Annotated in this window: 22 protein-coding genes; 10 read left to right on the forward strand and 12 right to left on the reverse strand. The window is 70.2% G+C overall.

The genetic code is table 11. The features are described 5' to 3' along the window. Positions 1-42: 42 nt before the first annotated feature. On the reverse strand, positions 43-1,206 hold the full coding sequence (locus tag ASH02_RS17505) for a cystathionine gamma-synthase (RefSeq protein ID WP_082563601.1): 1,164 nt from the start codon (positions 1,204-1,206) through the stop codon (positions 43-45). 101 nt (positions 1,207-1,307) lie between these two features. On the opposite strand from ASH02_RS17505, the gene ASH02_RS17510 reads away from it, so the two are divergent. The 4 genes from ASH02_RS17510 to ASH02_RS17525 all read left to right on the forward strand — a co-directional run bounded on the left by ASH02_RS17510 (position 1,308) and on the right by ASH02_RS17525 (position 3,792). Further along, on the forward strand, positions 1,308-1,739 hold the full coding sequence (locus ASH02_RS17510) for a hypothetical protein (protein ID WP_056678643.1): 432 nt from the start codon (positions 1,308-1,310) through the stop codon (positions 1,737-1,739). 77 nt (positions 1,740-1,816) lie between these two features. Further along, positions 1,817-2,461, forward strand: a complete 645-nt coding sequence (gene msrA, locus ASH02_RS17515) for a peptide-methionine (S)-S-oxide reductase MsrA (RefSeq protein ID WP_056678646.1) — start codon at positions 1,817-1,819, stop codon at positions 2,459-2,461. Between the two features lie 202 nt (positions 2,462-2,663). Next, positions 2,664-3,293 carry a hypothetical protein gene (locus ASH02_RS17520; RefSeq protein WP_156388835.1) on the forward strand — a complete coding sequence of 210 codons (630 nt, stop codon included), beginning with the start codon at positions 2,664-2,666 and terminating at the stop codon, positions 3,291-3,293. 85 nt (positions 3,294-3,378) lie between these two features. Then, positions 3,379-3,792, forward strand: a complete 414-nt coding sequence (locus ASH02_RS17525; RefSeq protein ID WP_056678653.1) for a nuclear transport factor 2 family protein — start codon at positions 3,379-3,381, stop codon at positions 3,790-3,792. Here ASH02_RS17525 and ASH02_RS17530 read toward each other — a convergent pair whose 3' ends face one another. The 4 genes from ASH02_RS17530 to ASH02_RS17545 form a co-directional block, all read right to left on the reverse strand. Continuing rightward, entirely contained in the window at positions 3,793-4,077 is a 285-nt protein-coding gene (locus tag ASH02_RS17530) for a DUF1905 domain-containing protein (RefSeq protein WP_056678655.1), read from the reverse strand. Positions 4,078-4,106: 29 nt separating this feature from the next. Next, the gene (locus tag ASH02_RS17535) at positions 4,107-4,856 is read right to left on the reverse strand and encodes a ZIP family metal transporter (RefSeq protein WP_056678658.1); all 750 of its coding nucleotides are present in this window, start codon (positions 4,854-4,856) and stop codon (positions 4,107-4,109) included. A gap of 74 nt (positions 4,857-4,930) precedes the next feature. After that, positions 4,931-6,970: a vWA domain-containing protein gene (locus tag ASH02_RS17540; RefSeq protein WP_057295181.1), complete on the reverse strand. Its 2,040-nt coding sequence runs from the start codon at positions 6,968-6,970 to the stop codon at positions 4,931-4,933. Continuing rightward, on the reverse strand, positions 6,967-8,367 hold the full coding sequence (locus ASH02_RS17545) for a sigma 54-interacting transcriptional regulator (protein WP_056678665.1): 1,401 nt from the start codon (positions 8,365-8,367) through the stop codon (positions 6,967-6,969). Before ASH02_RS17545 ends, ASH02_RS17540 begins: the two co-directional genes overlap by 4 nt. An 83-nt stretch (positions 8,368-8,450) precedes the next feature. On the opposite strand from ASH02_RS17545, the gene ASH02_RS17550 reads away from it, so the two are divergent. Beyond that, complete coding sequence (locus ASH02_RS17550; RefSeq protein WP_057295182.1) at positions 8,451-8,963, forward strand: GNAT family N-acetyltransferase; 513 nt, start codon at positions 8,451-8,453, stop codon at positions 8,961-8,963. 37 nt (positions 8,964-9,000) lie between these two features. Here ASH02_RS17550 and ASH02_RS17555 read toward each other — a convergent pair whose 3' ends face one another. From ASH02_RS17555 to ASH02_RS17570, 4 genes are all read right to left on the reverse strand, one after another. Then, positions 9,001-10,251: an MFS transporter gene (locus tag ASH02_RS17555; RefSeq protein ID WP_235532524.1), complete on the reverse strand. Its 1,251-nt coding sequence runs from the start codon at positions 10,249-10,251 to the stop codon at positions 9,001-9,003. A 1-nt stretch (position 10,252) separates the two neighbouring features. Beyond that, on the reverse strand, positions 10,253-11,857 hold the full coding sequence (gene purH, locus ASH02_RS17560) for a bifunctional phosphoribosylaminoimidazolecarboxamide formyltransferase/IMP cyclohydrolase (RefSeq protein ID WP_057295183.1): 1,605 nt from the start codon (positions 11,855-11,857) through the stop codon (positions 10,253-10,255). Further along, complete coding sequence (gene purN, locus ASH02_RS17565; RefSeq protein ID WP_082620931.1) at positions 11,854-12,477, reverse strand: phosphoribosylglycinamide formyltransferase; 624 nt, start codon at positions 12,475-12,477, stop codon at positions 11,854-11,856. Before purN ends, purH begins: the two co-directional genes overlap by 4 nt. Positions 12,478-12,595: 118 nt before the next feature. Further along, complete coding sequence (locus tag ASH02_RS17570; RefSeq protein ID WP_057295399.1) at positions 12,596-13,843, reverse strand: cell division protein PerM; 1,248 nt, start codon at positions 13,841-13,843, stop codon at positions 12,596-12,598. Positions 13,844-13,956: 113 nt separating this feature from the next. On the opposite strand from ASH02_RS17570, the gene ASH02_RS17575 reads away from it, so the two are divergent. The 4 genes from ASH02_RS17575 (at position 13,957) to ASH02_RS17590 (ending at position 18,735) form a co-directional block, all read left to right on the forward strand. Next, a complete protein-coding gene (locus ASH02_RS17575) occupies positions 13,957-15,777 on the forward strand; it encodes a hypothetical protein (protein ID WP_056678679.1) in 1,821 nt (606 codons plus the stop codon). 158 nt (positions 15,778-15,935) lie between these two features. Further along, on the forward strand, positions 15,936-16,454 hold the full coding sequence (locus tag ASH02_RS17580) for a SigE family RNA polymerase sigma factor (protein ID WP_057295185.1): 519 nt from the start codon (positions 15,936-15,938) through the stop codon (positions 16,452-16,454). Beyond that, the gene (locus ASH02_RS17585; protein ID WP_057295186.1) at positions 16,447-18,303 is read left to right on the forward strand and encodes a hypothetical protein; all 1,857 of its coding nucleotides are present in this window, start codon (positions 16,447-16,449) and stop codon (positions 18,301-18,303) included. The genes ASH02_RS17580 and ASH02_RS17585 overlap by 8 nt, the downstream gene beginning before the upstream one ends. Before the next feature lie 138 nt (positions 18,304-18,441). Next, positions 18,442-18,735: a hypothetical protein gene (locus tag ASH02_RS17590; protein WP_056678689.1), complete on the forward strand. Its 294-nt coding sequence runs from the start codon at positions 18,442-18,444 to the stop codon at positions 18,733-18,735. A gap of 93 nt (positions 18,736-18,828) precedes the next feature. On the opposite strand, the gene sucD is transcribed toward ASH02_RS17590, so the two are convergent. Next, positions 18,829-19,710: a succinate--CoA ligase subunit alpha gene (gene sucD, locus ASH02_RS17595; protein WP_056678692.1), complete on the reverse strand. Its 882-nt coding sequence runs from the start codon at positions 19,708-19,710 to the stop codon at positions 18,829-18,831. Between the two features lie 13 nt (positions 19,711-19,723). Continuing rightward, entirely contained in the window at positions 19,724-20,893 is a 1,170-nt protein-coding gene (sucC, locus tag ASH02_RS17600; protein WP_200950139.1) for an ADP-forming succinate--CoA ligase subunit beta, read from the reverse strand. 255 nt (positions 20,894-21,148) lie between these two features. Here sucC and ASH02_RS17605 point away from each other — a divergent pair, with 255 nt between their 5' ends. Further along, positions 21,149-22,024 (forward strand): M23 family metallopeptidase, encoded by an 876-nt coding sequence (locus tag ASH02_RS17605; protein ID WP_056678695.1) that lies wholly within the window; start codon positions 21,149-21,151, stop codon positions 22,022-22,024. Between the two features lie 226 nt (positions 22,025-22,250). Here ASH02_RS17605 and pcrA read toward each other — a convergent pair whose 3' ends face one another. Then, positions 22,251-24,689: a DNA helicase PcrA gene (gene pcrA / locus ASH02_RS17610; RefSeq protein ID WP_057295187.1), complete on the reverse strand. Its 2,439-nt coding sequence runs from the start codon at positions 24,687-24,689 to the stop codon at positions 22,251-22,253. Positions 24,690-24,702 lie beyond the last annotated feature (13 nt).

Raw genomic sequence — 24,702 nt, forward strand, 5'->3', positions numbered from 1 at the left:
AAGGTGGGCCCGTCATCCAACAGGCCCACCCGACGGACACGTTCAGCCGAGGGCCCGGTCGAGGTCGCCGAGGAGGTCGTCGACGGTCTCGATCCCGACGCTGAGGCGGACCAGGTCGGCAGGCACCTCGAGGTCGGTGCCGGCGACCGACGCGTGGGTCATCCGGCCGGGGTGCTCGATCAGCGACTCGACTCCGCCGAGTGACTCGCCCAGCGTGAAGACCTCCGCCTTGCCGCAGACGTCCAGCGCCAGCTGCTCGCCACCGGTGACCCGGAACGACACGATGCCGCCGTACCGCTTCATCTGCTTCGAGGCGACCGCGTGGCCGGGGTGCTCCGCGAGACCGGGGTAGATCACCTGCGACACCTTGGCGTGACCGCTGAGGAACTCGACGATCTTCTCTGCGTTGTCGCAGTGCCGGTCCATGCGCACACCCAGGGTCTTGAGGCCGCGGTGGGTGAGGAACGCGTCGAACGGTCCGGGGACGGCACCCATGGAGTTCTGGTGGAACGCGACCTTCTCGGCGATGTCGAGGTCGCGTACGACGAGGGCGCCGCCGACGACGTCGGAGTGGCCGCCGCAGTACTTCGTGGTCGAGTGCACCACGACGTCCGCGCCCAGGGTGATCGGCTGCTGGAGGTACGGCGACGCGAACGTGTTGTCGACGACCAGCAGGGCACCGGCGTCGTGGGCGACAGAGGCGAGCGCCTCGATGTCGCCGATGTTGAGCAACGGGTTGGTCGGGGTCTCGACCCAGACGACCTTGGTCCGGCCGGGCTGGATCGCCGCGCGCACGGCGTCGACGTCGGAGACCGCGGCCGGGCTGTGGTCGAGGCCCCAGACCTTGGCCACCTTGTCGAACAGGCGGTAGGTGCCGCCGTACGCGTCGTCGGGGATGACCACGTGGTCGCCGGGGCGGCACACGGAGCGGAGCAGGGTGTCCTCGGCAGCCAGCCCGGAGGCGAAGGCGAAGGCGCGTTCGCCCTGCTCCAGGGCGGCCAGCACGCCCTCGAGCGCGGTGCGCGTGGGGTTGCCCGAGCGGCTGTACTCGTAGCCGCCTCGCATGCCGCCGACGCCGTCCTGCTTGTAGGTGCTGGTGGCGTAGATCGGCGGGATCACCGCGCCGGTCATCGGATCGGGTTCGTAGCCGGCGTGGATCGCACGCGTCTCGAAGCCTGACTTGTTGGCGTGTTCTTGAGTGCTCACGCACCCGACTGTAGCGAGGGGAGCTCGGGTCGATGCGTGCGCCAACCGGCAAGAGCCTTGTCCGCCGTACGCGTGCGGACGATGATGGAGCCGAGGGCGCCATGAATGATCCGCCGTACGTCTTGCAGGAAGCCGGTCTCTCCCCCGCCGAGCCGCCGGAGGACCCCGACGCGCCCAAGGGCCGACTCACCTGGTTGTGGGCCGTGCTGGCCATGGGCGCGATCGTCGGCGTCGGCGGCGCGATCAGTGTCGTCTCCCAGCGGTACGCCGAGAACGAGCCGCCACTCGACCCCGACCAGGCGATCAACACCGAGCAGGCGGCGGACCTGTGCCGCGATGCGATGTTCGAGCTCGGCATCGAGGAGTTCACCGTGCCGCCGTACATCCCCGCCCCCGACGGCAGCAACCTGCAGACGCCGCTGCCGTGGCGTGCCGGCGTGACGATCATGATCGTGCCGATCCGGGCGATGGCGTCCGAGGGCAGCTTCAGCGCCCTGCCCATGCGCACCGTCAAATGCACGATCGACCGCTGAGGCCGGGGCAACGGGAACGTTCGGAGGCCTTGCGTTGTTGGGCACACTGGAAGCATTCCGACCCGAAGGAGACGCCCGTGTTCGGCCGCCACAAGACCGAGTTGGTCACCCCCGACCGTGCCCTGCCGGGCCGCACGGAGGCCTGGTTCCACCTGGCCGACAAGCACGTCGTCCTCGACGCGCCCGTGGTCACCGACGAGATCCCTGACGGCTTCGAGGCGGCGATCTTCGGGCTCGGCTGCTTCTGGGGCGCCGAGGAGATCTACTGGCAGAAGGACGGCGTCTGGTCGACCTCCGTCGGGTACGCCGGCGGCTCGACGCCGCACCCGTCGTACGAAGAGGTGTGCTCCGGGATGACCGGCCACACCGAGGCCGTGCGCGTGGTCTTCGACCCGGCCGTCATCTCCTACGCCGACCTGGTCAAGACGTTCTTCGAGGTGCACGACCCGACCCAGGGCATGCAGCAGGGCAACGACGTCGGCACGCAGTACCGCTCGGCGCTCTACACGCTCAGTGAGGCGCAGCGCGAGACCGCGATCGAGCTGACCAAGGTGTACGGCGACGAGCTGGCCCGCCGCGGACAGGGCCCGGTCACCACCGAGATCCGGCCCGCGTCGACCTACTTCTACGCCGAGGACGTGCACCAGCAGTACCTCGCGAAGAACCCGTTCGGCTACCGCTGCCACGCCAACACCGGCGTCAAGTTCCCGACGGGTGCCTGAGGACGACCGCAAGGCACGAAGGCGGATTCGGCTCTGCCGCGACGCCCTGTTAGCGTGATCGCTTTCCTGCCCGTCACGGGCAAGGGGGGATCTCGGGTCTGCCCGTGAGTCGACCCCGGAGACTCTCATGCAACACAGAGCCCCACGCCCATTGACAGACCTGTGGCGCCGCCTTCCGCGCGCCACCGCGCACTCGCTCGCCATGGTGGCCCGACCTGGGCACGCCCGAGCCCTCGTCATCGTTCTGGTGCTGCTGGGCCTCGGCGCGAGTGCCTACGCCACCCGAGCGTCCATGGTCGGCGGGTCATCGAGCACGCAGTCCGGCTCGGCGGGGCCCGAGCACCCAGGCCCCTCCGGGTCGCCCGAGGTCGGGCCGCCGGAGCTGACCCCGGAGACACCTGCCTCCGACGGCCGGGTGGCGAACCGCAAGGACGCCAAGTCCGCGACGTCGAAATCCCCACGGGACGAGGTGGCTTCCCGCGCGGGAGCCCGCACCACGCAGACGCGCCTGACCCCGCGCGAGACGTCGTCTTCGCCGAGCCCAGAGGTCTCGACCGCGGCCGACGTCACACCCCCGGCGACCAGCCTCAGCGCCGAGTTCCCTGCCGCGGACAGCGCTCAGTTCTCGTTCAGTGCGGACGAAGCCGCGTCGTTCATGTGCAGCCTCGACGGAGCGGCGTACACGCCCTGTGACTCCGGGGTGGGCTACTCGGACCTGGACCCCGGTCGGCACACCTTCTCCGTACGCGCGACGGACGCGGCGGGGAACGTCGATGCGAGCCCGGCCGAGACCACGTGGCAGGTCAGGGGCAACGGCAAGTCTGACCACTGACGTGTCCGGCGGCCCCCGCGGCCAGCCGTCTTGGCGGGGCGTGGCTCGTCAGCGTCCTGTTCGGGCACCTGAGTAAGTTGGACGCATGAGCACCCCCACCGAGCTCGGACTTCCCCGCTGGCACGCGATCGTCGAGAGCGGTGACTCCGCGGGCCTGGCCGACCTGGTCGCCGAGGACGCCGTCTTCCACTCCCCCGCCGTCTTCAAGCCGCAGGAGGGCAAGCCGCTGGTCGTCGCCTACCTGACCGCGGCGTTGAAGGTCCTCGGCGAGGACTTCTCGTACGTCGACGAGTGGCCGCGCGAGAACGACGCCATTCTGGAGTTCACCTCGACCCTGGGCGACCTGCAGGTCTTCGGCATCGACCGGATCACCTGGGACGACCACGGCCGGATCACCGAGTTCACCGTGATGATCCGGCCACTGAAGTCACTCAACGCCCTGGTCGAGCGGATGGGCGAGGAGCTCACCGCCCTCGCCGAAGCCGCCAAGCCAGAGTAGTCACGCGTCGATCGTCAGCACCACGTCGACAGCGTCACCCAACGTGACCAGCTCTGCCCGCCGTACGGCGTCCTTCACCGGCAGGAACCACGTGCCCTCGCGCGGGAACATCGACGTCGTGAAGTCGGTCTCCCCGATGCGCGCATTGACCGGCACGACGCCCCAGTAGGCCACCGCGGCCTTCACCTCGTCGACGATCTCGGCGGCGTCGGGAGGAAGCACCACGAAGTGGTACGGCGCGGGCCCGCGCCACTCGACGACGGGTCCGGCGAACTCGATCTCCACGGCGTCAGGATACGCAGCCGGGTGGCCTGTCAGGCGCGCTCGATCACGAACGCGGTGATGAAGCCGAGCGTCGCGATCAGGCCGGCGTACAGATGCGTCCGCTCGAACGCCTCGGGGATCATCGTGTCGGCCACCATGGCCAGGATCGCGCCGGCCGCGATCGCGGTGATCACCGCGATCGCCTCGGGGGCCGCGCCGTCGAGGAGCAGCGCACCCAGCGCGCCCGCCACGCCGCTGGCCACCGCGATGCCGACCCAGACCCCGAAGACGTAACGGGCACTGCGTCCGCTGGCCTTCATGCCGGCCGAGCTGGAGAGCCCTTCGGGCACGTTGGAGATGAAGATCGCGGCCAGCACCGGGAGGGCCACCCCACCGCCCCCGAGCAGCGAGACGCCCAGCACCACCGACTCGGGCACGCCGTCCAGCAGTGCGCCGATCGCGATCGCCGTGCCGCTGCCTGCCTGTTCCTTCTCGGAGGGCTGGAGCTCACCGGAGCGCTTGCGGTGTCGGGCGCCCTTGTGTGCCAGCGCCACGTTGGCGGCGACGTAGACCACCGCACCGCCGAGGAAGCCGGCCACGGTCGGCCAGAGCCCGCCGAGCTCCTCGGCCTCGTCGACCAGGTCGAAGGACAGCGCCGAGATCAGCACGCCCGCGCCGAACGCCATCACCGTGGCCACCACGGGCCGCGGGACGCGCACGAACCACGCGACCAACGCGCCCAGCACCAGAGCCCCGCCGGCGAGCAGTCCCCAGAGTCCGGCCTCGATCCACACGGTCATGGGCGCCACTCAACCAGACGGGCGACCTGTCCTGACCCAGAACTGGCGACAGGTCGATCAGAACTGGCGACAGGTCAGTCGTCGACCCAGAAGCCACGGCCGCCCCACCCGCCGTACCCGTCGCCCCGCCGGTCGCCCGGCCCGCGCGAGCCGAGGTAGGAGCCCACGACCGCGGCGCCCAGGTCGTCGAGCTCGGGTGCCACCACGCGACCGTCGACGCGCTTGGCCATCGAGTCGATGAACCGGGTCAGCCCCGGATCGTCGCCGAGGCGGAAGAACGTGGTCTGCGCGCCGAGGCGTCCGGCGTTGTCGAGCTCGCGCACGCTGTAGGCGATCGTCAACGGGTGCGGCGGATAGTCGAAGTAGACCTCGCCGTTCGGCTCGAGGTGCGAGGTGGGCTCGCCGTCCGTGACGATCAGCAGCACGGGCTGGGCATTGGGGTGCTTGCGGAAGTGGCGGTTGGCCAGCAGCAGCGCGTGGTGCAGGTTCGTGCCCTTGGCCCAGAACGCGTCGAGTGCCGTGAGCTGCTCGATCTCCATCACCTCGGCGTGCCGGCCGAACCCGATCAGCTGCAGGTGGTCGCCACGGAACCGGCTCTGGATCAACGTGTGCAGCGCCAGCGCCGTCCGCTTCATCGGCACCCAGCGGCCGTCCATCGCCATCGAGAACGAGGTGTCGACCAGCAGTGCCACGCAGGCCTGGGTGCGGGCCTCGGTCTCGCTGACCTCGACGTCGCCGATGTCGAGGCGTACTCCGTTGCGTGTGTCTCCGCCGTCGGAGACCGTGCGGATCACCGCATTCGTGATCGTGCGCGTCACGTCCCACGGCTCGGTGTCACCGAACGCCCACTCGCGGGTGGCCCCGCTCAGCTCGCCGGCGGCACCCGCGTGGCGTATGTCGCGAGCGCCCTGGCGACCCGACAGGCGCTGGGCCACGTCACGGAGCAGCGCCTTGCCGAGCTGGCGCATCGCCTTGGGCGACAGCCGGTAGTTGCCGGTCGAGTCGCGCTTCAGGTAGCCGGTGTCGCGCAGCGCCTTCTCGAGCTCGGCGAGGGTGCGGGCGTCGACCGCAGCCTCGTCGCCGAGCTGCCTGGCCAGCTTGTCGAGGTCGACGTCGTCCATGCGCGCGCCCTGGTAGGACTGCGCGAGCTGCTCGGCCAGGTCGTCGAGGTCGGCCAGGTCCTGCAGGGCGCCGGTGCCGTCGCCGAGCCCCAGACCCTCCTCGCCCTCGAAGTCGGCCGAGCCGCCCCAGTCCTCGCCGGGCCGGGCCGCCTGCAGGTTCGCGTCGAGTCGGCCCAGCTGCTCGGAGAGCTGCGGGGAGCCGAACGCCTGTTCCGAGAGCTGCATCAGCTCGTTGCGCTGTTCCGGCGTCATCGAGTTGAGCATCCGCTGGGCGGCGGCGGAGCGGGCGGCCATGGCGTCGAGGAGCTCGTCGATGTTCCTCGGGTTCTCGGGGAAGAACTCCCCGTGCTTGTCCATGAACTCGTCGAAGTCGACCTGGGTGTCCTCGCCGCGGGCGTGCTTCTCGAGCAGGTCGTTGAGGTCGCCGAGCATCTCGTTGATGCGCTCGCGGTCCTCGTCGGTGGCGCTCTCCAGGGCCTGCTTCATGCCGGCGAACCGCTGGTCGAGCAGCTCCCGGCCGAGCAGGTCCTTGATCTGCTCGTAGGCCTCGCGGGCCTCCGCGCTCTGCCAGTCGTACGACGCCAGCTCGGTCACCGCCGCCGCCGGAGAGCTCGGCAGGTTCTCCAGCTGCATCTCGCGGAACGCGCGGTCGGAGTCGTCGAGGTCGACGTCGCGGGCCAGCTGCTTGCGCTCCTCGAGCACCGCCTTGTCGAGCAGCTCGCGCACCTGCTGGAGGGTGCCGTCGAGGTTGTGGCGTTGCAACAGCTCCTGGCGCTTCTCCTGCACCCGGCGGGCCAGGTCGTCCAGCCCGCGCTGGTCCCTGGACCCGCGGCGGAGGTATTCGCGCATCGCCCTCTCGGGCGAGTAGCCGGCCATCACGTCCTCGCCGATCGCCTCGAGGGCGTCGGCCAGGTCGACCGGCGGCGCGAGCGGGTCCGGGCCACCCGCGTAGCGCGAGTAGCGCGACCGGTGCCGGTCCGGGCGGCGCGTCATCCGTAGATCGTCTCCCCGTCGCCGGTGTCCTTGCCGATCTTGCGGGCCAGGTAGAGGCCTTCGAGGGCCAGCTCGATGGCGCTGGCCTGCTCGCCGTCGTTGGTGGCGCCGAAGCGCTCCATGACGGTGTCGTAGAATTCCGACTCCCCCAGCGGCGGTAGCGCGTCGAGCAGCTCACGTGCGGTGACCTGCTCACCGGTGGCGATCGGCGAACCCTGCTCGATCGCGTTGATCAGCACGGCGAAGTCGATGCCGCGGAACCGCCCGCGGACGGTCTCGGCCACCGCCGTACGCAGCAGGTGCTCGAGGATCTCGTGCTCGCGCCCCTCCTCGCCGGTCTCGAACTCGATCTTGCCGCCGAGCACGTCGACGGCGGTCTCGAGGTCCACCACCCGGGCCACCGCATGCTCCTCGCCACGCACGGTGGCGCGGTGCAGCGCGGCCGCGGCGATCGTCTCGGCGCCGGCGATGGCGAAGCGGGCGCTGACCCCGGAACGCTGGTCGACGGCGTTGGAGTCGCGCAGGGCACGGGTGAAGCGCGCCAGCACCTCGATCAGGTGGTCGGGCACGGTGGCGGCGAGGTGCGCCTCCTGTCGGATCACGGCGACCTCGGCCTCGAGCTCGACCGGGTAGTGGGTGCGGATCTCGGCGCCGAAGCGGTCCTTGAGCGGGGTGATGATGCGCCCGCGGTTGGTGTAGTCCTCCGGGTTCGCGCTGGCCACGACGAGCACGTCGAGCGGCAGTCGCATGACGTAGCCGCGGATCTGGATGTCGCGCTCCTCCATCACGTTGAGCATCGCCACCTGGATGCGCTCGGCGAGGTCGGGCAGCTCGTTGATCGCGACAATTCCCCTGTGGCTGCGCGGGATCAGGCCGAAGTGGATGGTCTCGGGGTCACCGAGCGAGCGCCCTTCGGCGACCTTCATCGGGTCGACGTCGCCGATCAGGTCGGCCACCGACGTGTCGGGCGTGGCCAGCTTCTCGGCGTACCGGTCGTCGCGGTGCCGCCACGAGACCCGCAGGTCGTCGCCGTACGCCGCCACTGCGGCCTTGGAGGAGACGGTGATCGGGTCGTAGGGGTGCTCGCCGATCTCGGAGCCGGAGATCACCGGGCTCCACTCGTCGAGGAGCCCGACCAGGGTGCGCAGCAGACGCGTCTTGCCCTGCCCCCGCTCGCCGAGGAGCACGACGTCGTGGCCGGCGATCAGGGCGCGTTCGAGCTGCGGGATCACCGTGGCCTCGAAGCCATGGAGCCCCGGCCACGGGTCACGGCCCTCGGCCAGCGCGGCCAGCAGGTTGTCGCGGATCTCGGTGCGCAGGTCGCGGAGCACGTGTCCGGACGCGCGCAGCTCGCCGAGAGTGGTGATGAACTCGTGTGAAGGGGGAGCGTTGGTCACGCCCTCCAAACTAGACCCGGGAGACAAGGACCGCGCGCTCCTGCCGCCGGTCGAGCCGGTCCGGGCCCTCTAGGGTGGCCAGCATGGCTTTCGCGCTGCGTCCCCGGGTCGACTCCGACGTACCCGCGCTCGTCGAGGTGCTGGGCGCCCAGCAGCCGACCTCGGGCTATCCGCACCGGTGGCCCCTGCCGTTCCCGGTCGCCGACTTCATCGTCCGTGACGACCAGGACCGCGCCTGGGTGGTCGAGGTCGACGGACGGGTGGCCGGGCACGTGGCGGTCGGGCCGGTCACCGGCGAGGAGGCGACGGCGTTCCTCCACGCCATCGGCACGGACGACGCATCGGCTCTGGCGCTGGTCGCCGTCCTCTTCGTGGATCCATCGGTCAAGGGCCGGGGCGTCGGCGGGGCGCTGCTCGACGCGGCGGTCGAGTGGGCGCGCTCGCAGGGCAGGCTGCCGGTGCTCGACGTCCTCCAGGGCGCGGCGGTCGACGTCTACCGGCATCGAGGCTGGCAGGTGATCGGTGAGCTGCGTCCGGACTGGCTGCCCGACGCCGTGCCCCCGATGCTCCTGATGTCCCTCCCCCACCAGCAGTAGCGGGTCACCGTCAACAGCACCGCGCAAGTGCGACGGGTCAGGCGGCGGCCGGCACCCCCGTGTGCCGGGCCAGGTGCCTCTCGGCAGCACGCGCAGCCGGGTGTGAGACGACCGCGGCGGCCACCGCAATGACGGCGATCACCACCCAACCGGGCGCGCCCCAGCTGAGCGCGAGGAACGTGTAGAGGGCCGGGAAGACGATCGGCTCGACCTGGTAGCCCAGGCTCCACACGCCCTGGTAGTCGCCGAGACGGCGCGGGTCGGAGAGCTCTGAGGTGAAGCCCCAGTCGGAGGCCGACTGCCACAGCTCGGCACCGGTGATGGTGATGTGGCCGATCCAGATCAGCACGATCGAGACCCAGCCGACGGTCTCGTGCGTCACGCTGAGCACCACGCACGACAGCACGAACGCCCATCCCGACCAGCGCACCGCCCGCAGCGACCCGTTGACGGTCTCGGCACCCCGCGAGGCCCGCACCTGGAGGAGTACGGCGAGCACGGTGTTGGTGCCGAACAGCCAGGCCAGCAGCACTTGCGGCGCATCGGTGCGCTCGACCAACCACAGGGGCACGACGACGTTGAGCAGCACCTGGTTGGAGGAGAGCACGCCGTTGCACAGGGCGAGTACGACGAACCCCCGGTTGCGGAACGCGCCCGGTGAGAGGTGGTGGTCGTCTCCGTGGTCGGGGACCGAGCGCACCAGTGTCGGGAGGAACGAGATCATCAGCGCGTTGATGATCAGCAGGGCGCCGGTCAGCAACGGGATGGCCATGATCGCCTCGCGGGAGCCGATGCCCAGGGCCACACCCGAGGCGCCCGCGCCCAGCGTGTAGCCCACGTTGCGGGCCGAACGCTGGAAGGCCATCGCCCGCACCCGGGTCTCGCGGGGGAAGACCTCGATGCGGTAGACGTTGCGTGCCGAGCGGCCCGCAGTCTCGACCGAGGCCAGCACCGAGAGTACCAGCACGAACGTCAGGAACCCCGACACCAGCGGCCAGGAGAAGTAGAGCCCGGCCTCGAGCAGGGCGCTGATCACCCACAGCCGCTTGGCGCCGACCCGGTCGCTGAGCCGGCCCAACGGGATCGACAGGGCCAACGTCACGACCGCCGCAGCGCTCATGCCGAGGCCGACCTGGGCTCCGGTGAGTCCGACGATCTGGGTGAAGAAGACGGCCGTACCGGTCAGGAACGCTCCGGTGGCGAACGCCGAGAGGACCGACTGGAGCGCGAGGTCGCGCTCCAGCTTCGTGGGCGGGACCAGCCCCGCCAGCACCCGGGGAATGGCCACGTCAGTGGGCGAAGTGGCGGGTCCCGGTGAAGTACATCGTCACGCCCGCGGCTGTCGCGGCAGTGATGATCTCCTCGTCGCGGATCGAGCCACCCGGCGCCACGACCGCCTTCACGCCACCGTCGAGCAGCACCTGGAGGCCGTCGGCGAAGGGGAAGAACGCGTCGGACGCGGCCACCGAACCGGCGGCCCGATCGCCCGCGCGCGTGACGGCCAGGTTGCAGGAGTCGACCCGGTTGACCTGCCCCATGCCGACGCCGACCGAGGCTCCGCCGGAGGCGAGCAGGATCGCGTTGGACTTCACCGCGCGGATCGCCCGCCAGGCGAACTGCAGGTCGGCCAGCGTGGCCTCGTCGGCGGCGTCACCGGCGACCAGGCGCCAGCGCGACGCGTCGTCGCCCGTGGCGTTGCCGAACTTGTCCTCGCCCTCGGCGTCGATGGCGTCGCGCACCTGCATCAGCAGGCCACCCGAGATCGGTCGGGTCTCCACTCCCCCGCGGGCCGGCGGGTCGACGACCAGGAGGCGGAGGTTCTTCTTCGTGGTGAGGATGTCGAGGGCCTCGCCGTCGAAGCCGGGAGCCACGACCACCTCGGTGAAGATGTCCTTGACCGTCTCGGCCAGCTCCTTGGTCACCGTGCGGTTGGTGGCGATGATTCCGCCGTACGCCGACACCGGGTCGCAGGCGTGGGCCTTGGCGTGAACGGCCGCGATCGGCTCGTCCGAGGTGCCGACCGCGATGCCGCACGGGTTGGCGTGCTTGATGATCGCCACGGTCGGCAGGTCGCCGTGGTCGTAGGCCGCGCGGTACGCCGCATCGGCATCGACGTAGTTGTTGTAGGACATCTCCTTGCCGTGCAGCTGCTTGCCCTGGGCCAGCCCCGGCTGCGGGGCGAAGCCGTTGACGTAGAGCGCGGCAGCCTGGTGCGGGTTCTCGCCGTAGCGCAGCACGTCGGCGCGGTTCCACGTGGCACCGGCCCAGGCCGGGAAGCCGGAGCCGTCGGAGGTGTCGGTGAGCACCGAGCCCATCCACGACGCCACGTGCACGTCGTACGTCGCGGTGTGCACGAACGCGTCGGCGGCCAGCTTCTGGCGCTCCGCGAGGGTGAACCCGCCGGCGGCAGTGGCGGCCAGCACGGCGTCGTACCCGTCGGGCGAGGTGACGATGGCGACCGAGGGGTGGTTCTTGGCGGCGGCGCGCACCATCGACGGACCGCCGATGTCGATCTGCTCGACGCACTCGTCGGGCGTGGCGCCCGAGGTGACGGTCTGGGTGAAGGGATAGAGGTTCGAGACGACCAGGTCGAAGGGCTCGACCTCGAGGTCGGCGAGCTGCTGCACGTGGGACTCGAGGCGGCGGTCGGCGAGGATGCCGGCGTGCACGCGCGGGTGCAGGGTCTTGACCCGGCCGTCGAGGCACTCGGGGAAGCCGGTGAGGTCCTCCACCTTGGTGACCGGGATGCCGAGTCCCTCGATCAGGGCGGCGGAGCCACCGGTGGAGACCAGGGTGACCCCGGCAGCGTGCAGACCACGGACGAGCTCCTCCAGACCGGTCTTGTCGTAGACCGAGACCAGGGCCCGCTTGATGGCGATCTTGCCGTCTGTCATGCGCCGAACCGCACCTTCCTGTCGGTGATGGTGAAACCTTCTCGGGCCATCCGGCCCACGTTCTCGACGAGCATCTGTCGCTCGGCGACCTTGATCCGCTCGTGAAGTTCTTCCGTGTCGTCGTCGTCCTCGACCGGCACCGCGACCTGCGCGACGATCGGGCCGGTGTCGACCCCGCCGTCGACGACGAAGAGGGTGGCGCCGGTGACCTTGACGCCGTACGCCAGTGCGTCGGCCGGCCCGTGCATGCCGGGGAACGACGGGGACAGCGCGGGGTGCGTGTTGACGATCCGGCCGGCGAACCGGCCGAGGAAGTCCTCGCCGACCAGCTTCATGAACCCGGCGGAGACCACCAGGTCCGGCTCGAACGCGGCGACGCTGTCCGCGAGCGCGTGGTCCCAGTCGTCGCGGCTGGAGAACTGGCCGACCTTGCGCACGAAGGTCGGGATGCCCGCACGGTCGGCGCGGGCCAGGCCCTCGATGCCGTCACGGTCGGCGCCCACCGCGACCACGGTGGCGCCGTACGACGGGTCGGCGCACGCATCGAGGAGCGCCTGGAGATTGGTGCCCGACCCGGAGACGAGCACGACGAGGCGCTGGGGACTCCGGGTGGTTGGCACGGGCGGAGTTTATCGACCGCGCCCCGATTCACCGAACCGGTCTCAAGCCGGGTCGGGGCAGCACGTGTCACACATCAAGAATCCACGGCTCGAAGCGCAAGAATCCACGGCTCGCGCATCAAGAATCCACGGTTGGCGCTTCTTCGGGGAGCGAGCGTCGGGTCCACCAGGTGGCGAGCAGTCCGCCGAGCAGGCCGCCGGCACCGAGCGAGACGATCCCGTGCCAGAGCACCTCCGAGACCAGGGGGCCGACGTCGGTCATCCGCCCGGGCCCGACGGCTCCCCCGGCGACCGCGGCCAGCAGTCCGAAGAGGAGGCCGGCCAGAACCCCGCCGACGACCCCGCGCAGGGCGCCTTCGTCCCAGGCTGCGGTCGGGCTGTGCCGGTGGCTGCGGACCACGCCGGCCGCCGCGCACAGCACCGGCAGCACGATCAGCGCGGGAGTCCATGCCGGCGTGGGGCCGGTGTCGGGCAGCGCGGCCAGCAACGGGAACATCGGCACCGGCCCGATCGCGACCAGTGACGGCGAGACGAGCGTTCCGGTGCCGACCAGGAACCCCGGGCCGAGCAGGTAGGCGCCGCTGAAGATCACGGCGTTGGGCACGACCGTGAGCACCAGCACCACGAACATCAGGCCGTCACCGGTGTCGAGGTGCAGCTGCGACATCACGTTCATCGCGGCCCCGAAGTCGAGGGCCAGCGCGACCACGAACACGCCCGCCGCCGCGACCAGGAAGGCGAGCACGACGGACCAGGCGGCGTGCAGCGAGGCGCGTACGGCGGGGGGCGCCAGGGAGAGCCAGATCGAGGCACGGCCGGACCCGATCGCGACGCCGGTGCCGCCGACCCCGCAGGTGAGGGCCAGGGACCACAGCATCACGGCGTTCAGGTCGGGGCTGAGGTCACCGGTGCCACAGAGCACGGCGGTGAACACGGCGACCACGACGTACGTCGCCGCGAAGAGTCCCGTCGCCGCGGGGACGGTCCAGTCACGGTCACCGTCGGAGAGCGCATCGGCGTCGGGCCCGTGGCCGGCCACCTGCTCGCCCAAGCGGAGGCCGAAGCGCCACACCACGACGCCGAAGAGAAGGGTCAGGCCGAGCGGGACGGCGGTGATCGCGACCCCCTGGACCGTGACGCCGGACCCGTGGCCCATCAGCCAGCCCAGGCCGCCCGCGCGCAGTGCATCGCGCGGGGCCCCGTGGATGCCCCCGTCGGCGAGGAACCAGCCGAGCAGGGCCAGGCCCAGGCACACGGCCAGCGTGCTGGCCGCGGCGGAGAGCCCGGCGACGGTGGCCAGGAGCGTCAGGGGACGACGGTTGGTCTCGGCTGGGGACAGCCCCGGAGGGCTCAACGTGGCGGTCATGACGAGACCCATCCTGACCCGCGTGGCACTCCTCCGATCGCTGCACACGCCGCGCGTGGGTGATTCCGGGCGGTTTCGCCTGAGGCACGGCCACCCCGTACCGTGGTCGGGTCATGCTCGATCCTGCCGAATTCGACGCCTTCTACGCCGCCACTCGCGGTCGCCTGTTGCTGCAGACCTACGCACTCACCGGCGACCTGCCCGCGGCGCGCAGCGCTGTGCGCGATGCGTTCATCGCCGCGTGGCACCACTGGCGCAAGGTCTCCCGCCTCGACGACCCCGAGTCATGGGTGCGACCGCACGCCTGGTCGCTCGCCCAACGGCACCACACGACCCGCATCTGGCACCGCGACAAGGCCCTCGACGACGCCTCCCGGGCAACCCTCGAGGCACTCGGCAAGCTCAGCCTCCCGCAGCGCAAGGTGTTGCTCCTGACCCAGCTGAGCTCGGTCAACATGGAGCAGATGGCACGTGAGATCGGCCTCACCCGCGAGACCGCCGAGCGCGAGCTGCAGACCGCGGCCGCCCAGTTCTCCCTGCACCGCAACGTCCCCTCGCCGTCGGTGCGGCTGCACCTGGAAGCCCTCGGCGCCCAGATCTCCTCCTCACGCTTCCCCCGGGTGACGATCATCCGGCGCTCCGGTGCGGCCCGTCGTCGCGCACACACCGGCGTCGGGGTCGTGGCCGCCGTCGCCGCGCTGCTCGCGGCCGGTGCCGTCGTGCACCAGACCGGCGGCGCCACCCCCGCCCTCGGCGGTGTCAGTGCCCACGGCGACTCCTCCCTCGACGAGCCCGATCCCGCCACCCTGCTGCACCCCGACGACCTGCTGACCAGCGAACAGATCAGCACCCTGGCCCCGGCCCGCACGCTGAAGGCCCCCGTGACCAGCAACAACACCGGGGGCACCGGCATCAACACCGTGTGCCAGGAGGAGCCTTTCGCCGATCCCCAGGGCGAGGCGACCCTGGTCCGCAAGTTCGCCCTCGACGGGGAGCCGTCGATGACGGCGCTGCAGTCGCTCGAGCTGTCCACGGACGACGCCGCCGCGCACACGGCGTACGACACTGTCGTCGGCTGGTACGCCGGCTGCACGGAGCGCCGCGCACAGCTGCTCTCCACGCACCGGCTGAACGGCGTGGGCGACGAGGCCGTCCTCCTGGTCCTGCGCACCTGGCAGGCACCGGAGCAGACGCTGACCATCGGGGTGGCCCGCACCGGCGCACTGGTCTCCACGGTGGTCCGCCAGTTCCAGAGCACCCGCGAGCCGCGCCTCGAGCCGATGGTCGGACTCACCGCCACCGCCGTCGAGGGGCTCTGCACCCACGAGGCGGCAGCGGCCTGCGTCACCACCCCGAAGGCGGTCCCGATTCCACCGCCGGCCGGAGTGACGGCACGGGGGCTGCTCCAGGAGGTCGACCTCCCGCCCGTCGAGGGGGTCACCCGCCCGTGGGCCGGCACCGGCCCGGCCGTCCCCCGCGCCAACATGGCGGCGACGACCTGCGACAACACCGAGTTCACCTCGAAGCAGATCTCCTACGCCACCACGCGCACGTTCGTGATCCCTCGCGCGAAGCTTCCCAAGGCGTTCGGCCTGACCGAGACCCTGGGCCGCTTCCGCAAGCCGGCCCAGGCCAAGAAGTTCGTGGCCGGGGTGCGCGCACGCCTCAACGCCTGCGAGGACAAGGACCTCTCGACCAAGGTCACCCAGGTGCACGCCCAGGGCGACAGGACCAGCGAGGTGAGCATCTGGCACCTCAGCACCGAGATCTCCGACGAGCGCACCGTCCAGTTCCAGATGGCGGTCATCCGGCGCGGGAACATCGTCGTACAGATCGGGTTCGTCCCCGACGACGACCACTCCATCGGCACCGGCGCCTTCCACGAGCTCAGCCTCCGCGCGCTCGAGCGCATCCAGAACCTGCCTCGCAGATAGACGAGTGATTCCAAGAGGAGTCGCTCGGCCACGATTGTCCGGCAGCCCTGGAGTCACTCGCAGATAGAATTTCCCCGCGCGGTGTGCAACCGCCGGTCCCTGCCACGCGTAGACCGTTCGACAACGCGAGCAGGAAAGACCAGGACGGGGGTACGTCGATGGACGAGCAGGAGTTCGACGACTTCTACACCGCTTCCTTTGCCCGGATCACCGGTCAGGTGTACGCCATGATCGGCAACCGGGACGAAGCGCAGGAGTGTGTGCAGGAGGCGTTCGTCAAGGCCTGGGCCCACCGGCGAAAGCTGGAGAAGGCCAAGCACCCCGAGGCATGGGTGCGAGTGACTGCCCACAGGCTGGCGGTCAGCCGCTGGCGTCGTACCCGCATCGCGAAGCGCCCGGCCGACCGCGCCGTGTCACTGCCGGCCTCCACCGCCCCCGCCGACGAGAACCGGGTCGCGTTGGTGGCCGCGCTCAAGAAGCTTCCCGAGTCGCAGCGCCGGGCGTTGGTCCTGCACCACATGTGCGACCTGCCGATCGCGGCGGTCGCCGCCGAGGTCGGCGCCCCCGAGGGAACCGTGAAGGCCCGACTCTCCCGAGGACGTACGGCGCTGGCCGCGCTGCTCTCCGACTCCCCACCAGACGCACACGGACTCCAGGAAGGAGCCAGCCATGTCTGATCCGATCAAGGACCTCGAGAACTTCAGCAGCGAAGGATTGCCCATGAACCCGCTCGCGCCCTCGGAGGTGCGTCGTCGCGGTGACCGCATCCGCCGACGCAACCAGGGAGTGCTGGCCCTCGGTGCCGCGGCCGCGGTCGCCGTGGTCGCCACCTCCGGTGTCCTCGTCGCCGGTGCCGTCAACCAGGGCGAGGGCCCCGATCCGGCCGTGGACCCGACGCAGACCACGGACAGGACGACCTCCGGCTTCCTCACCACGATCCCCGACGACTTCGCGCTCGACGTCGGCATGGGCGGCGCCCAGGTCACCGAGGACGGCCAGATGGACGACCTCGACTACTGCGGGACCACGCCCCTGTCCGACCTCCCCACGCTCGACGTACGCAGCGCGGAGGTGTCCGGTGGCGAGACCTCGGTGACCCGCACCCTCTACCTGTTGGAGAACCAGGACGAGGCGCGGGCCGCCCACGTCGCCGTCCTCGACGCGGCCCGCGACTGTGCGGCCGAGAAGACGCCCGACGGCACCGTGGCACTCCAACCCGCCGACGACTCGTGGCCCGGCAACACGATCACGCTCGACCTCGGACGGGGTGCCGAGACCGAGCCCACCGTGCAGGTCGTCAACGTCGTGACGAACGGCCCGGCCGTGCTGGTGACCTCGATCTGGGGCGTGTGGAGCGGCGACGTGCAGCCCGGCGTCGAGACCTCCCGTGACGGACTCGGGCAGCTCGTGCCCGAGTTGGACCTCTTCGGCGACAACGTCGGCCCACTAGAGCCGTCCGAGGTCGATCCCGACCAGGGCTCCGGCTCGTCGGACGACGTCCCGACGACGATCCCCGACGACTACCCGCTGGGCACGGGCTGGCCGGACGACTCCGTGGCCGAGACCGAGGAGCTGGGCCTGCAGGGCCCGAACCGCACCCTCGAGTCGCTGCCCTTCAACGCCTGCGGAGAGACCTGGCAGGAGCCGGAGTACGCCGACCGGCTGCGCGCCGAGTGGACCAACGCCGAGGACTACCGGGCCCGCCAGCTCACGACGTACGCCGACGCCGACGCGGCCGTCGCGGCGGTCGCCGACCTGATCGCCATGATGCAGGCCTGCCCGGAGGACCCGGTGCGCGACGACGGCTACGTCACCGAGCGCACGGTGCGCAAGATCCCCTTCGGCGGTGAGGGCTGGGCGATCCTCGAGCGCGACACGCTCGACGGTGGCGACTCACCCCTGGGTGGCTCCACCATGGTGATCCGCAACGGCCTGTCGGTGCTGGTGATCCGGCACGACGGCCACTCCGGCTACCCGGGCACCGACAACGGCCAGGGTCAGGTCGACCGGCAGACCAGCGAAGCCTCCCAGGCGATCGCGGCAATGTGCCGGTTCACCGTCGCGGGGTGCGGCTCAGGGTCGGACGGCGGCACCGAGTCCTCCTCGGACGACGTCCTGGGTCCCGACGGTTGGGGCGAGCTGAAGATCGGCATGACGGCCGCCGAGCTGGAGGCCACCGGACTGGTCACCATCGCCCCGGCCGACGACCCGACCGCAGCGTGCCGGGCCGTCACGATCAAGGGTTGGGAAGACACCGTCCACCCCAACATCAGCGGGCAGGTGCACGCGTTCGTCAGCAAGAAGCACGGGCTGGCGATGATCTTCGCCCAACCCGGCATGAAGACTCCCGAGGGCATCGGGGTCGGGTCAACGGTCGCCGACGTGCGAGCGGCGTACGGCGAGCTGGGCGGCCAGGACGCCTACAACACCGCACCCGTCGACGGGAAGAGCTGGTTCTTCCTGACTGACGGTGGATCAGTGACCGCCTTCCAGCTCGAGCACGCAGACCAGGACTGCATGGACTGATCGCGAAGCACGCGGCGCCCCGGACCCGAGTGGGTCCGGGGCGCTCGTCGTACAGGTGGAGGCTCTCGTCGCTGGCGTCCGAGCCGGCGGCGTACCCTGACGGCAGCAACGGTGAGTCACCAACGGAGGCAGGACGCAGTGAACTTCGACGCCAGTGACCCCGACCTCCTCGACGCGGTGTGCCGCATGTGCGAGGAGCCGGCATCCTTCGCGGTCATGCTGCGCGGTGCCGCGGCGGAGGAGCTGAGCGACCGGGTGATGTTGTGCAAGGTCTGCGAGCACTACGCCTCGGGCGGGCAGGTCGACTCCCTGATCGCCAGGTCGTCGGACGCATCGGCCGAGACGGACCGGGTGGCCGAGATGATCATCCGGGACCTCGACCAGTCGGTGCCCTTCGACCTCGACCTGCCGGGTGCCGACGACTGGGGCTGACCCGTCGCCAGTTCGGCAACAAATGACACCGACCCGTCGCCAGTTGGCGACGGGTCGGTGTGTCTCCCGCCGACGAGCGGCGGGAACGGTGGATCAGAGGCTCTGCAAGATCTCCCGCATGAGCGCGGCGGTCTCGGACGGCGTCTTGCCGACCTTGACGCCCACGGCCTCGAGGGCTTCCTTCTTCGCCTGCGCGGTGCCGGAGGAACCCGACACGATCGCGCCGGCGTGGCCCATCGTCTTGCCCTCGGGGGCGGTGAAGCCCGCGACGTAGCCGACGACCGGCTTGGTGACGTTGTCCTTGATGTACGCCGCGGCACGCTCCTCGGCGTCGCCACCGATCTCGCCGATCATCACGATCGCCTTGGTCTCCGGGTCGTTCTCGAAGGCCTCGAGCGCGTCGATGTGCGTCGTGCCGATGACGGGGTCACCGCCGATGCCGATGGCGGTCGAGAAGCCGAAGTCCTTCAGCTCGTACATCATCTGGTAGGTCAGGGTGCCCGACTTGGACACGAGACCGACCGGGCCGGAGCCGGCGATGGTGTGCGGCGTGATGCCGGCCAGCGACTCACCCGGCGTGATGATGCCGGGGCAGTTCGGGCCGATCATGCGGGTCGACTTGCCGTCGAGGTAGGCGAACACCTCGGCGGAGTCCTGCACCGGCACGCCCTCGGTGATGACCACGAGCAGGCCGATGCCGGCGTCGATGGCCTCGATGCAGGCGTCCTTGGTGAAGGCCGGCGGCACGAAGACGACGGACACGTCAGCGCCGGTCTCCTTCATCGCCTCTTCGACCGAGCCGAAGACCGGGAGTTCCTTGCCGGCCAGCTCGACCGACGTACCGGCCTTGCGTGCGTTGACACCGCCGACGATGTTGGATCCCGCCTCGACCATGAGGGTGGTGTGCTTGGAGCCCATACCGCCCGTCATGCCCTGGACGATGATCTTGGAGTCCTTGTTGAGGTAGATAGACATGTCTTCGTCCTTCTCAGGCGTTCGCCAGCTCGGCGGCCTTGTCGGCCGCGCCGTCCATGGTGTCCACCTGCGTCACGAGCGGGTGGTTCAGCTCGTTGAGGATGCGGCGACCCTCGTCGACGTTGTTGCCGTCGAGGCGCACGACCAGCGGCTTGGTGGCGGCGTCGCCGAGGATCTCCAGGGCACCCTTGATGCCGTTGGCGACCTCGTCGCACGCGGTGATGCCACCGAAGACGTTCACGAACACGCTCTTGACCTGCTCGTCGTTGAGGATCACGTCGAGGCCGTCGGCCATCACCTGGGCGTTCGCGCCGCCGCCGATGTCGAGGAAGTTCGCCGGGGTGACCCCGCCGTGGTTCTCGCCGGCGTAGGCAACGACGTCGAGGGTCGACATGACCAGACCGGCGCCGTTTCCGATGATGCCGACGGAGCCGTCGAGCTTCACGTAGTTGAGGCCCTTGTCCTTGGCCTTCGCCTCGAGCGGGTCGGCCTCTTCGCGGATCTCGAAGGCCTCGTGCTCGGGGTGACGCACCTCGGAGGCGTTGTCGTCGAGCGACACCTTGCCGTCGAGGGCCTCGAGCTTGTCGCCCTCGAGGCGGGCCAGCGGGTTGACCTCGACCAGCGTGGCGTCTTCTTCGACGAAGACCTTCCACAGGTCCTGGACCATCTTGATGGCCTGGTCACGAAGCTCCGCGGGGAACGCGGCCTCGTCGACGATCGCGGTCGCCTTGGCCTCGTCGACACCGGTGAGGGCGTTGATCGGGATCTTCTTGACGGCGTCGGGGTTGGTCTTGGCGACCTCTTCGATCTCCACACCGCCCTCGACGCTGGCAATGCAGAGGTACGAGCGGTTCGAGCGGTCGAGCAGGAATGAGAAGTAGTACTCCTCCACCGGCGGGGTCGCCGGCGTGATCAGGACCCGGTTCACGGTCAGGCCCTTGATCTCCATGCCGAGGATGTTCGAGGCGTGCTCGAAGGCCTCGTCCGCGGTCTTGGCGAGCTTGACGCCGCCGGCCTTGCCGCGACCTCCAGCCTTCACCTGAGCCTTGACGACGGTCACGCCGCCCAGCTCCTCAGCGGCAGCACGTGCCTCTTCGGCGGTCTCGACGACCTTTCCGAGAGTCGTGGTGACGCCGTGCTTGGCGAAGAGTTCCTTCGCCTGGTACTCCATCAGGTCTGACATCCACCCAGTCCTTTTTCTTATTCGTTACAGTCCGGGGATTCCATTGGGCACCCTAGACCCGTTTGCGGACCTGGCCCCAACGAGGGTCTGGGGAATGGGACGTGTGACCGGTCACCATGAGCAGAAATCCTGGCGAACATCACACAGACTTGTCCGACGTTGTCCACAATGGACGACACCCTCGATTTACACGCCCCCCGGGGAGTCCGTTACAGTCTGAGGCTGCTTCATCCCCCGAGGTTTGAGGATTCTTGTATGGGCAACCACCGAGCTCCCCGTCGTGGAGCGAAGTCTGCGACCCCGGGAACCTCGGTCGGCATCCCCGCCGCCACCTCTTCCGCCGGCAAGCGCCGTGCGGTCAAGCACGCGGGATCGCGCGGCCAGCTCTTCCGCAAGCTCCCCTCCGCCCCGGTCCTGCTGGGTGTCGCCGCACTGACCGTGTCGGCCACCGGCGCCGTCGCCGCCGGTGAGGCGCCGAGCAATTCCACCGCTTCCGACAGCTTCAACGTCGCCTCCGCGGCCAACGCCCTGTCGGGCGAGAGCGTCATCTCCTCCACGAGCGCCCGCGCCGAGCGCAAGGAGACCGTCTCCCGCGATTCCCGCCGTGACGCCCTCGCCGACTCGAGCGAGGAGAAGCTGCAGGCCGCCGCCGAGGCGACCGCCGAGCAGCGCAACGTCGAGCTCCAGCGTCTCGCCCAGGACGCCGAGAAGCAGGCCAAGAAGATCGCCCTGAACCTCTGGCAGCTGCCTCTTTCGAGCTACCGCCTCACCGCCACCTTCGGCCAGTCCAGCGGCCTGTGGTCGAGCACCCACACCGGCCTCGACTTCGCGGCCCCGGTCGGCACCCCGATCATGTCGGTCACCAACGGCACGGTGACCTCCGCCGAGTACGCCGGCGCCTACGGCAACCAGATCATCGTCACCACCGATGACGGCGAAGAGCTGTGGTACTGCCACATGAACGAGTTCGCGGTCGCCGTCGGCGACACGGTCCGCGCGGGCGACGTCGTCGGCTACGTCGGCGTGACCGGCAACACCACCGGCCCGCACATGCACCTCGAGGTGCGCCCCGGCGCCGGTGACCCGGTCGACCCGTACCAGGCGCTCGTCGCCCACGGCGTCACTCCCTGACGGAGCCGCGTCAGCGGATCCTGCGCGCCCTGACGACCCGCGAGCTCGGAATCCCCGTCCCTGCGGTCGGCTCCAGTGCGTGCCATGCAAGACGGACGAGGGAAGGCGGCCTTTGAGCGGAGGCCGGCGCGCATCTCACCGGGTCTCGACACGCCGGTCGCGACTTCGTTCCTCAGTCGCGCGGCTCGCTCGACCACCATCATCCAGTCCGCTGGCGCGTCCTGGATCAGAGCTTCTCGACGGGGGCGTAGCGGAGCAGCAGCCGCTTGACACCCTCGGAGCCGAAGTCGATCGAGGCCACGGACTTGTCGGCCACGCCTTCGACGGCGACGACGGTGCCCATGCCGAAGGAGTCGTGCACGACCCGGTCGCCGGGCTCGAGGGAGGGGCTCTCGCGAGCCGGCTTGGCCTTCTTGGCCGCGTCGAGACGAGCGGCGGCACTGCCGAAGTTGCGGCGTCCGGCGGCGGTGGGCTGGCTGAAGTCGATGCCCGAGGAGCGACTCAGGTCGGGCCGGTTCCACGACGTCTGCGCCCCCGCCGTACGGCGCCAGTCGACCAGGGTCGCCGGGATCTCGTCGAGGAAGCGTGAGGCCGGGTTGTGGGACGGTGCGCCCCACGCGGAGCGCATGACGGCGCGGGAGAGGTAGAGCCGCTCGCGGGCCCGGGTCACGCCGACATAGGCGAGCCGGCGCTCCTCCTCGAGCTCGGGCTTGTCGCCGAGCGAGCGCATGTGTGGGAAGACGCCGTCCTCGAGGCCGGTCAGGAACACCACCGGGAACTCCAGCCCCTTGGCGGTGTGCAGCGTCATCAGGGTGACCACGCCCTGGGCGTCGGCCGCCTCTCCGTCGTCGCCGTCTGCCGGGGGCGGCGGGATCTGGTCGGTGTCGGCCACCAGGGCCACGCGCTCGAGGAAGTCGCCCAGGCCCGGGGTGACCGTCCCGGCGTCGACGTCGCTGGGGTCGGCGGACGGCCCGGCCACCGGGTCGTCGGAGAACTCGCGGGCCACCGCCACGAGCTCGGCGAGGTTCTCGACGCGGGTCTCGTCCTGGGGGTCGTCGGACGCCTCGAGCTCCGCCAGGTAGCCGGACTTGTCGAGCACAGACTCGAGGATCACGTCGGGGCGCTCCCCCGCGTCGACCATCGACTGGAGCTCCTCGACCATCGCGACGAACCCGCGGATCGCGTTGAGCGAACGGGTCGCGATGCCGGGCGCCTCGTCGGCACGGCGCAGCGCCTCCCAGAAGATGGTGCGCTCGCGTTCGGCGTACGCCGAGACGCAGGCCTCCGCACGGTCGCCGATGCCGCGCTTGGGAGTGTTCAGCACGCGGCGCAGCGAGATCTCGTCGGCCGGGTTGGCCAGCATGCGGAGGTAGGCGAGTGCGTCGCGCACCTCGCGACGCTCGTAGAACCGCACGCCGCCGACGACCTTGTAGGGCTGGCCGGTGCGGATGAAGACCTCTTCGAAGACCCGCGACTGGGCGTTGGTGCGGTAGAACACCGCCACGTCGCCGGGACGGGCGTCACCGGCATCGGTGAGCTTGTCGATCTCCTCGGAGACGAAGCGGGCCTCGTCGCGCTCGTCGTCGGCGACGTAGCCCACGATCGCGGCGCCGTCACCGGCCTGGCTCCACAGGCGCTTGGGCTTGCGGCCGGCGTTGTTGCCGATCACCGAGTTGGCGGCGTTGAGGATGGTCTGCGTGGAGCGGTAGTTCTGCTCGAGCAGGATCGAGGTGGCGTCGGGGAAGTCCTGCTCGAAGTCGAGGATGTTGCGGATGTTGGCGCCACGGAACGCGTAGATCGACTGGTCGGCGTCACCGACCACCATCAGCTCGGCCGGCGCGACCCGCTCGCCGCCGGACTCGGTCTCCTCCATGGAGTCGGCGCACAGCTGGTGGATGAGTGCGTACTGCGCGTGGTTGGTGTCCTGGTACTCGTCGACCAGCACGTGCCGGAACCGACGCCGGTAGACCTCCCGCACCTCGGGGAGCGACTGGAAGAGGTGCACCGTGAACATGATGATGTCGTCGAAGTCGAGGGCGTTCGCGTCGCGCAGCCGCCGTTGATAGAGGGCGTACGCCGCGGCGTAGTTCTCCTCGAACTTGTTGTGCGTGTCCTTGGCGGCGTCGTCGGGGTCCTTCAGCTCGTTCTTCTGGTTGGAGACCCAGTTGAGGACGGCGCGGGGTTGGTACTGCTTGACGTCGAGGTCGAGGTCCTGGCAGACCAGGGTCATCAGCCGCTTCGAGTCGGCCGCGTCGTAGATCGAGAACGTCGACTTGAAGCTCGAGCCCCCGAAGTCGAGCGCCGTGATCTCCTTCCGCAGGATGCGCACGCAGGCGGAGTGGAACGTGGAGACCCACATGATGCGGGCCTGCTTGCCGACGAGGTCCTCGACGCGCTCCTTCATCTCGGCGGCGGCCTTGTTGGTGAAGGTGATCGCCAGGATGGAACCGGGGTGCGCCTTGCGCTCGCGGATCAGCCAGGCGATGCGCCGGGTGAGCACCCGGGTCTTGCCGGAGCCGGCGCCGGCGACCACCAGCAACGGTCGCCCGGCGTGGATCACGGCCGCACGTTGCGGCTCGTTGAGCCCCTCCAGGAGGGCCTCGTTGGACGGGGTGCGGGCGGGCTCGACGGATTCGAGGCCGGGGATCGGAAATGAGGTGCTCATGCTGCATCCACCC

Origin of the sequence: Nocardioides sp. Soil796 (assembly GCF_001429525.1) — a bacterium.
Lineage (GTDB): Bacteria > Actinomycetota > Actinomycetes > Propionibacteriales > Nocardioidaceae > Nocardioides.

What these genes read in the sequence shown, in the direction of transcription:
- ASH02_RS17525 (WP_056678653.1), top strand. Translation starts at nt 3,379, where the DNA reads ATGAGCACCCCCACCGAGCTCGGACTTCCCCGCTGGCACGCGATCGTC.
- sucC (WP_200950139.1), bottom strand. Translation starts at nt 20,893, where the DNA reads ATGTCAGACCTGATGGAGTACCAGGCGAAGGAACTCTTCGCCAAGCAC.
- sucD (WP_056678692.1), bottom strand. Translation starts at nt 19,710, where the DNA reads ATGTCTATCTACCTCAACAAGGACTCCAAGATCATCGTCCAGGGCATG.
- ASH02_RS17520 (WP_156388835.1), top strand. Translation starts at nt 2,664, where the DNA reads ATGGTGGCCCGACCTGGGCACGCCCGAGCCCTCGTCATCGTTCTGGTG.
- ASH02_RS17580 (WP_057295185.1), top strand. Translation starts at nt 15,936, where the DNA reads ATGGACGAGCAGGAGTTCGACGACTTCTACACCGCTTCCTTTGCCCGG.
- ASH02_RS17575 (WP_056678679.1), top strand. Translation starts at nt 13,957, where the DNA reads ATGCTCGATCCTGCCGAATTCGACGCCTTCTACGCCGCCACTCGCGGT.
- ASH02_RS17540 (WP_057295181.1), bottom strand. Translation starts at nt 6,970, where the DNA reads ATGACGCGCCGCCCGGACCGGCACCGGTCGCGCTACTCGCGCTACGCG.
- ASH02_RS17550 (WP_057295182.1), top strand. Translation starts at nt 8,451, where the DNA reads ATGGCTTTCGCGCTGCGTCCCCGGGTCGACTCCGACGTACCCGCGCTC.
- purH (WP_057295183.1), bottom strand. Translation starts at nt 11,857, where the DNA reads ATGACAGACGGCAAGATCGCCATCAAGCGGGCCCTGGTCTCGGTCTAC.
- ASH02_RS17535 (WP_056678658.1), bottom strand. Translation starts at nt 4,856, where the DNA reads ATGACCGTGTGGATCGAGGCCGGACTCTGGGGACTGCTCGCCGGCGGG.
- ASH02_RS17585 (WP_057295186.1), top strand. Translation starts at nt 16,447, where the DNA reads ATGTCTGATCCGATCAAGGACCTCGAGAACTTCAGCAGCGAAGGATTG.
- ASH02_RS17605 (WP_056678695.1), top strand. Translation starts at nt 21,149, where the DNA reads ATGGGCAACCACCGAGCTCCCCGTCGTGGAGCGAAGTCTGCGACCCCG.
- ASH02_RS17510 (WP_056678643.1), top strand. Translation starts at nt 1,308, where the DNA reads ATGAATGATCCGCCGTACGTCTTGCAGGAAGCCGGTCTCTCCCCCGCC.
- ASH02_RS17570 (WP_057295399.1), bottom strand. Translation starts at nt 13,843, where the DNA reads ATGACCGCCACGTTGAGCCCTCCGGGGCTGTCCCCAGCCGAGACCAAC.
- pcrA (WP_057295187.1), bottom strand. Translation starts at nt 24,689, where the DNA reads ATGAGCACCTCATTTCCGATCCCCGGCCTCGAATCCGTCGAGCCCGCC.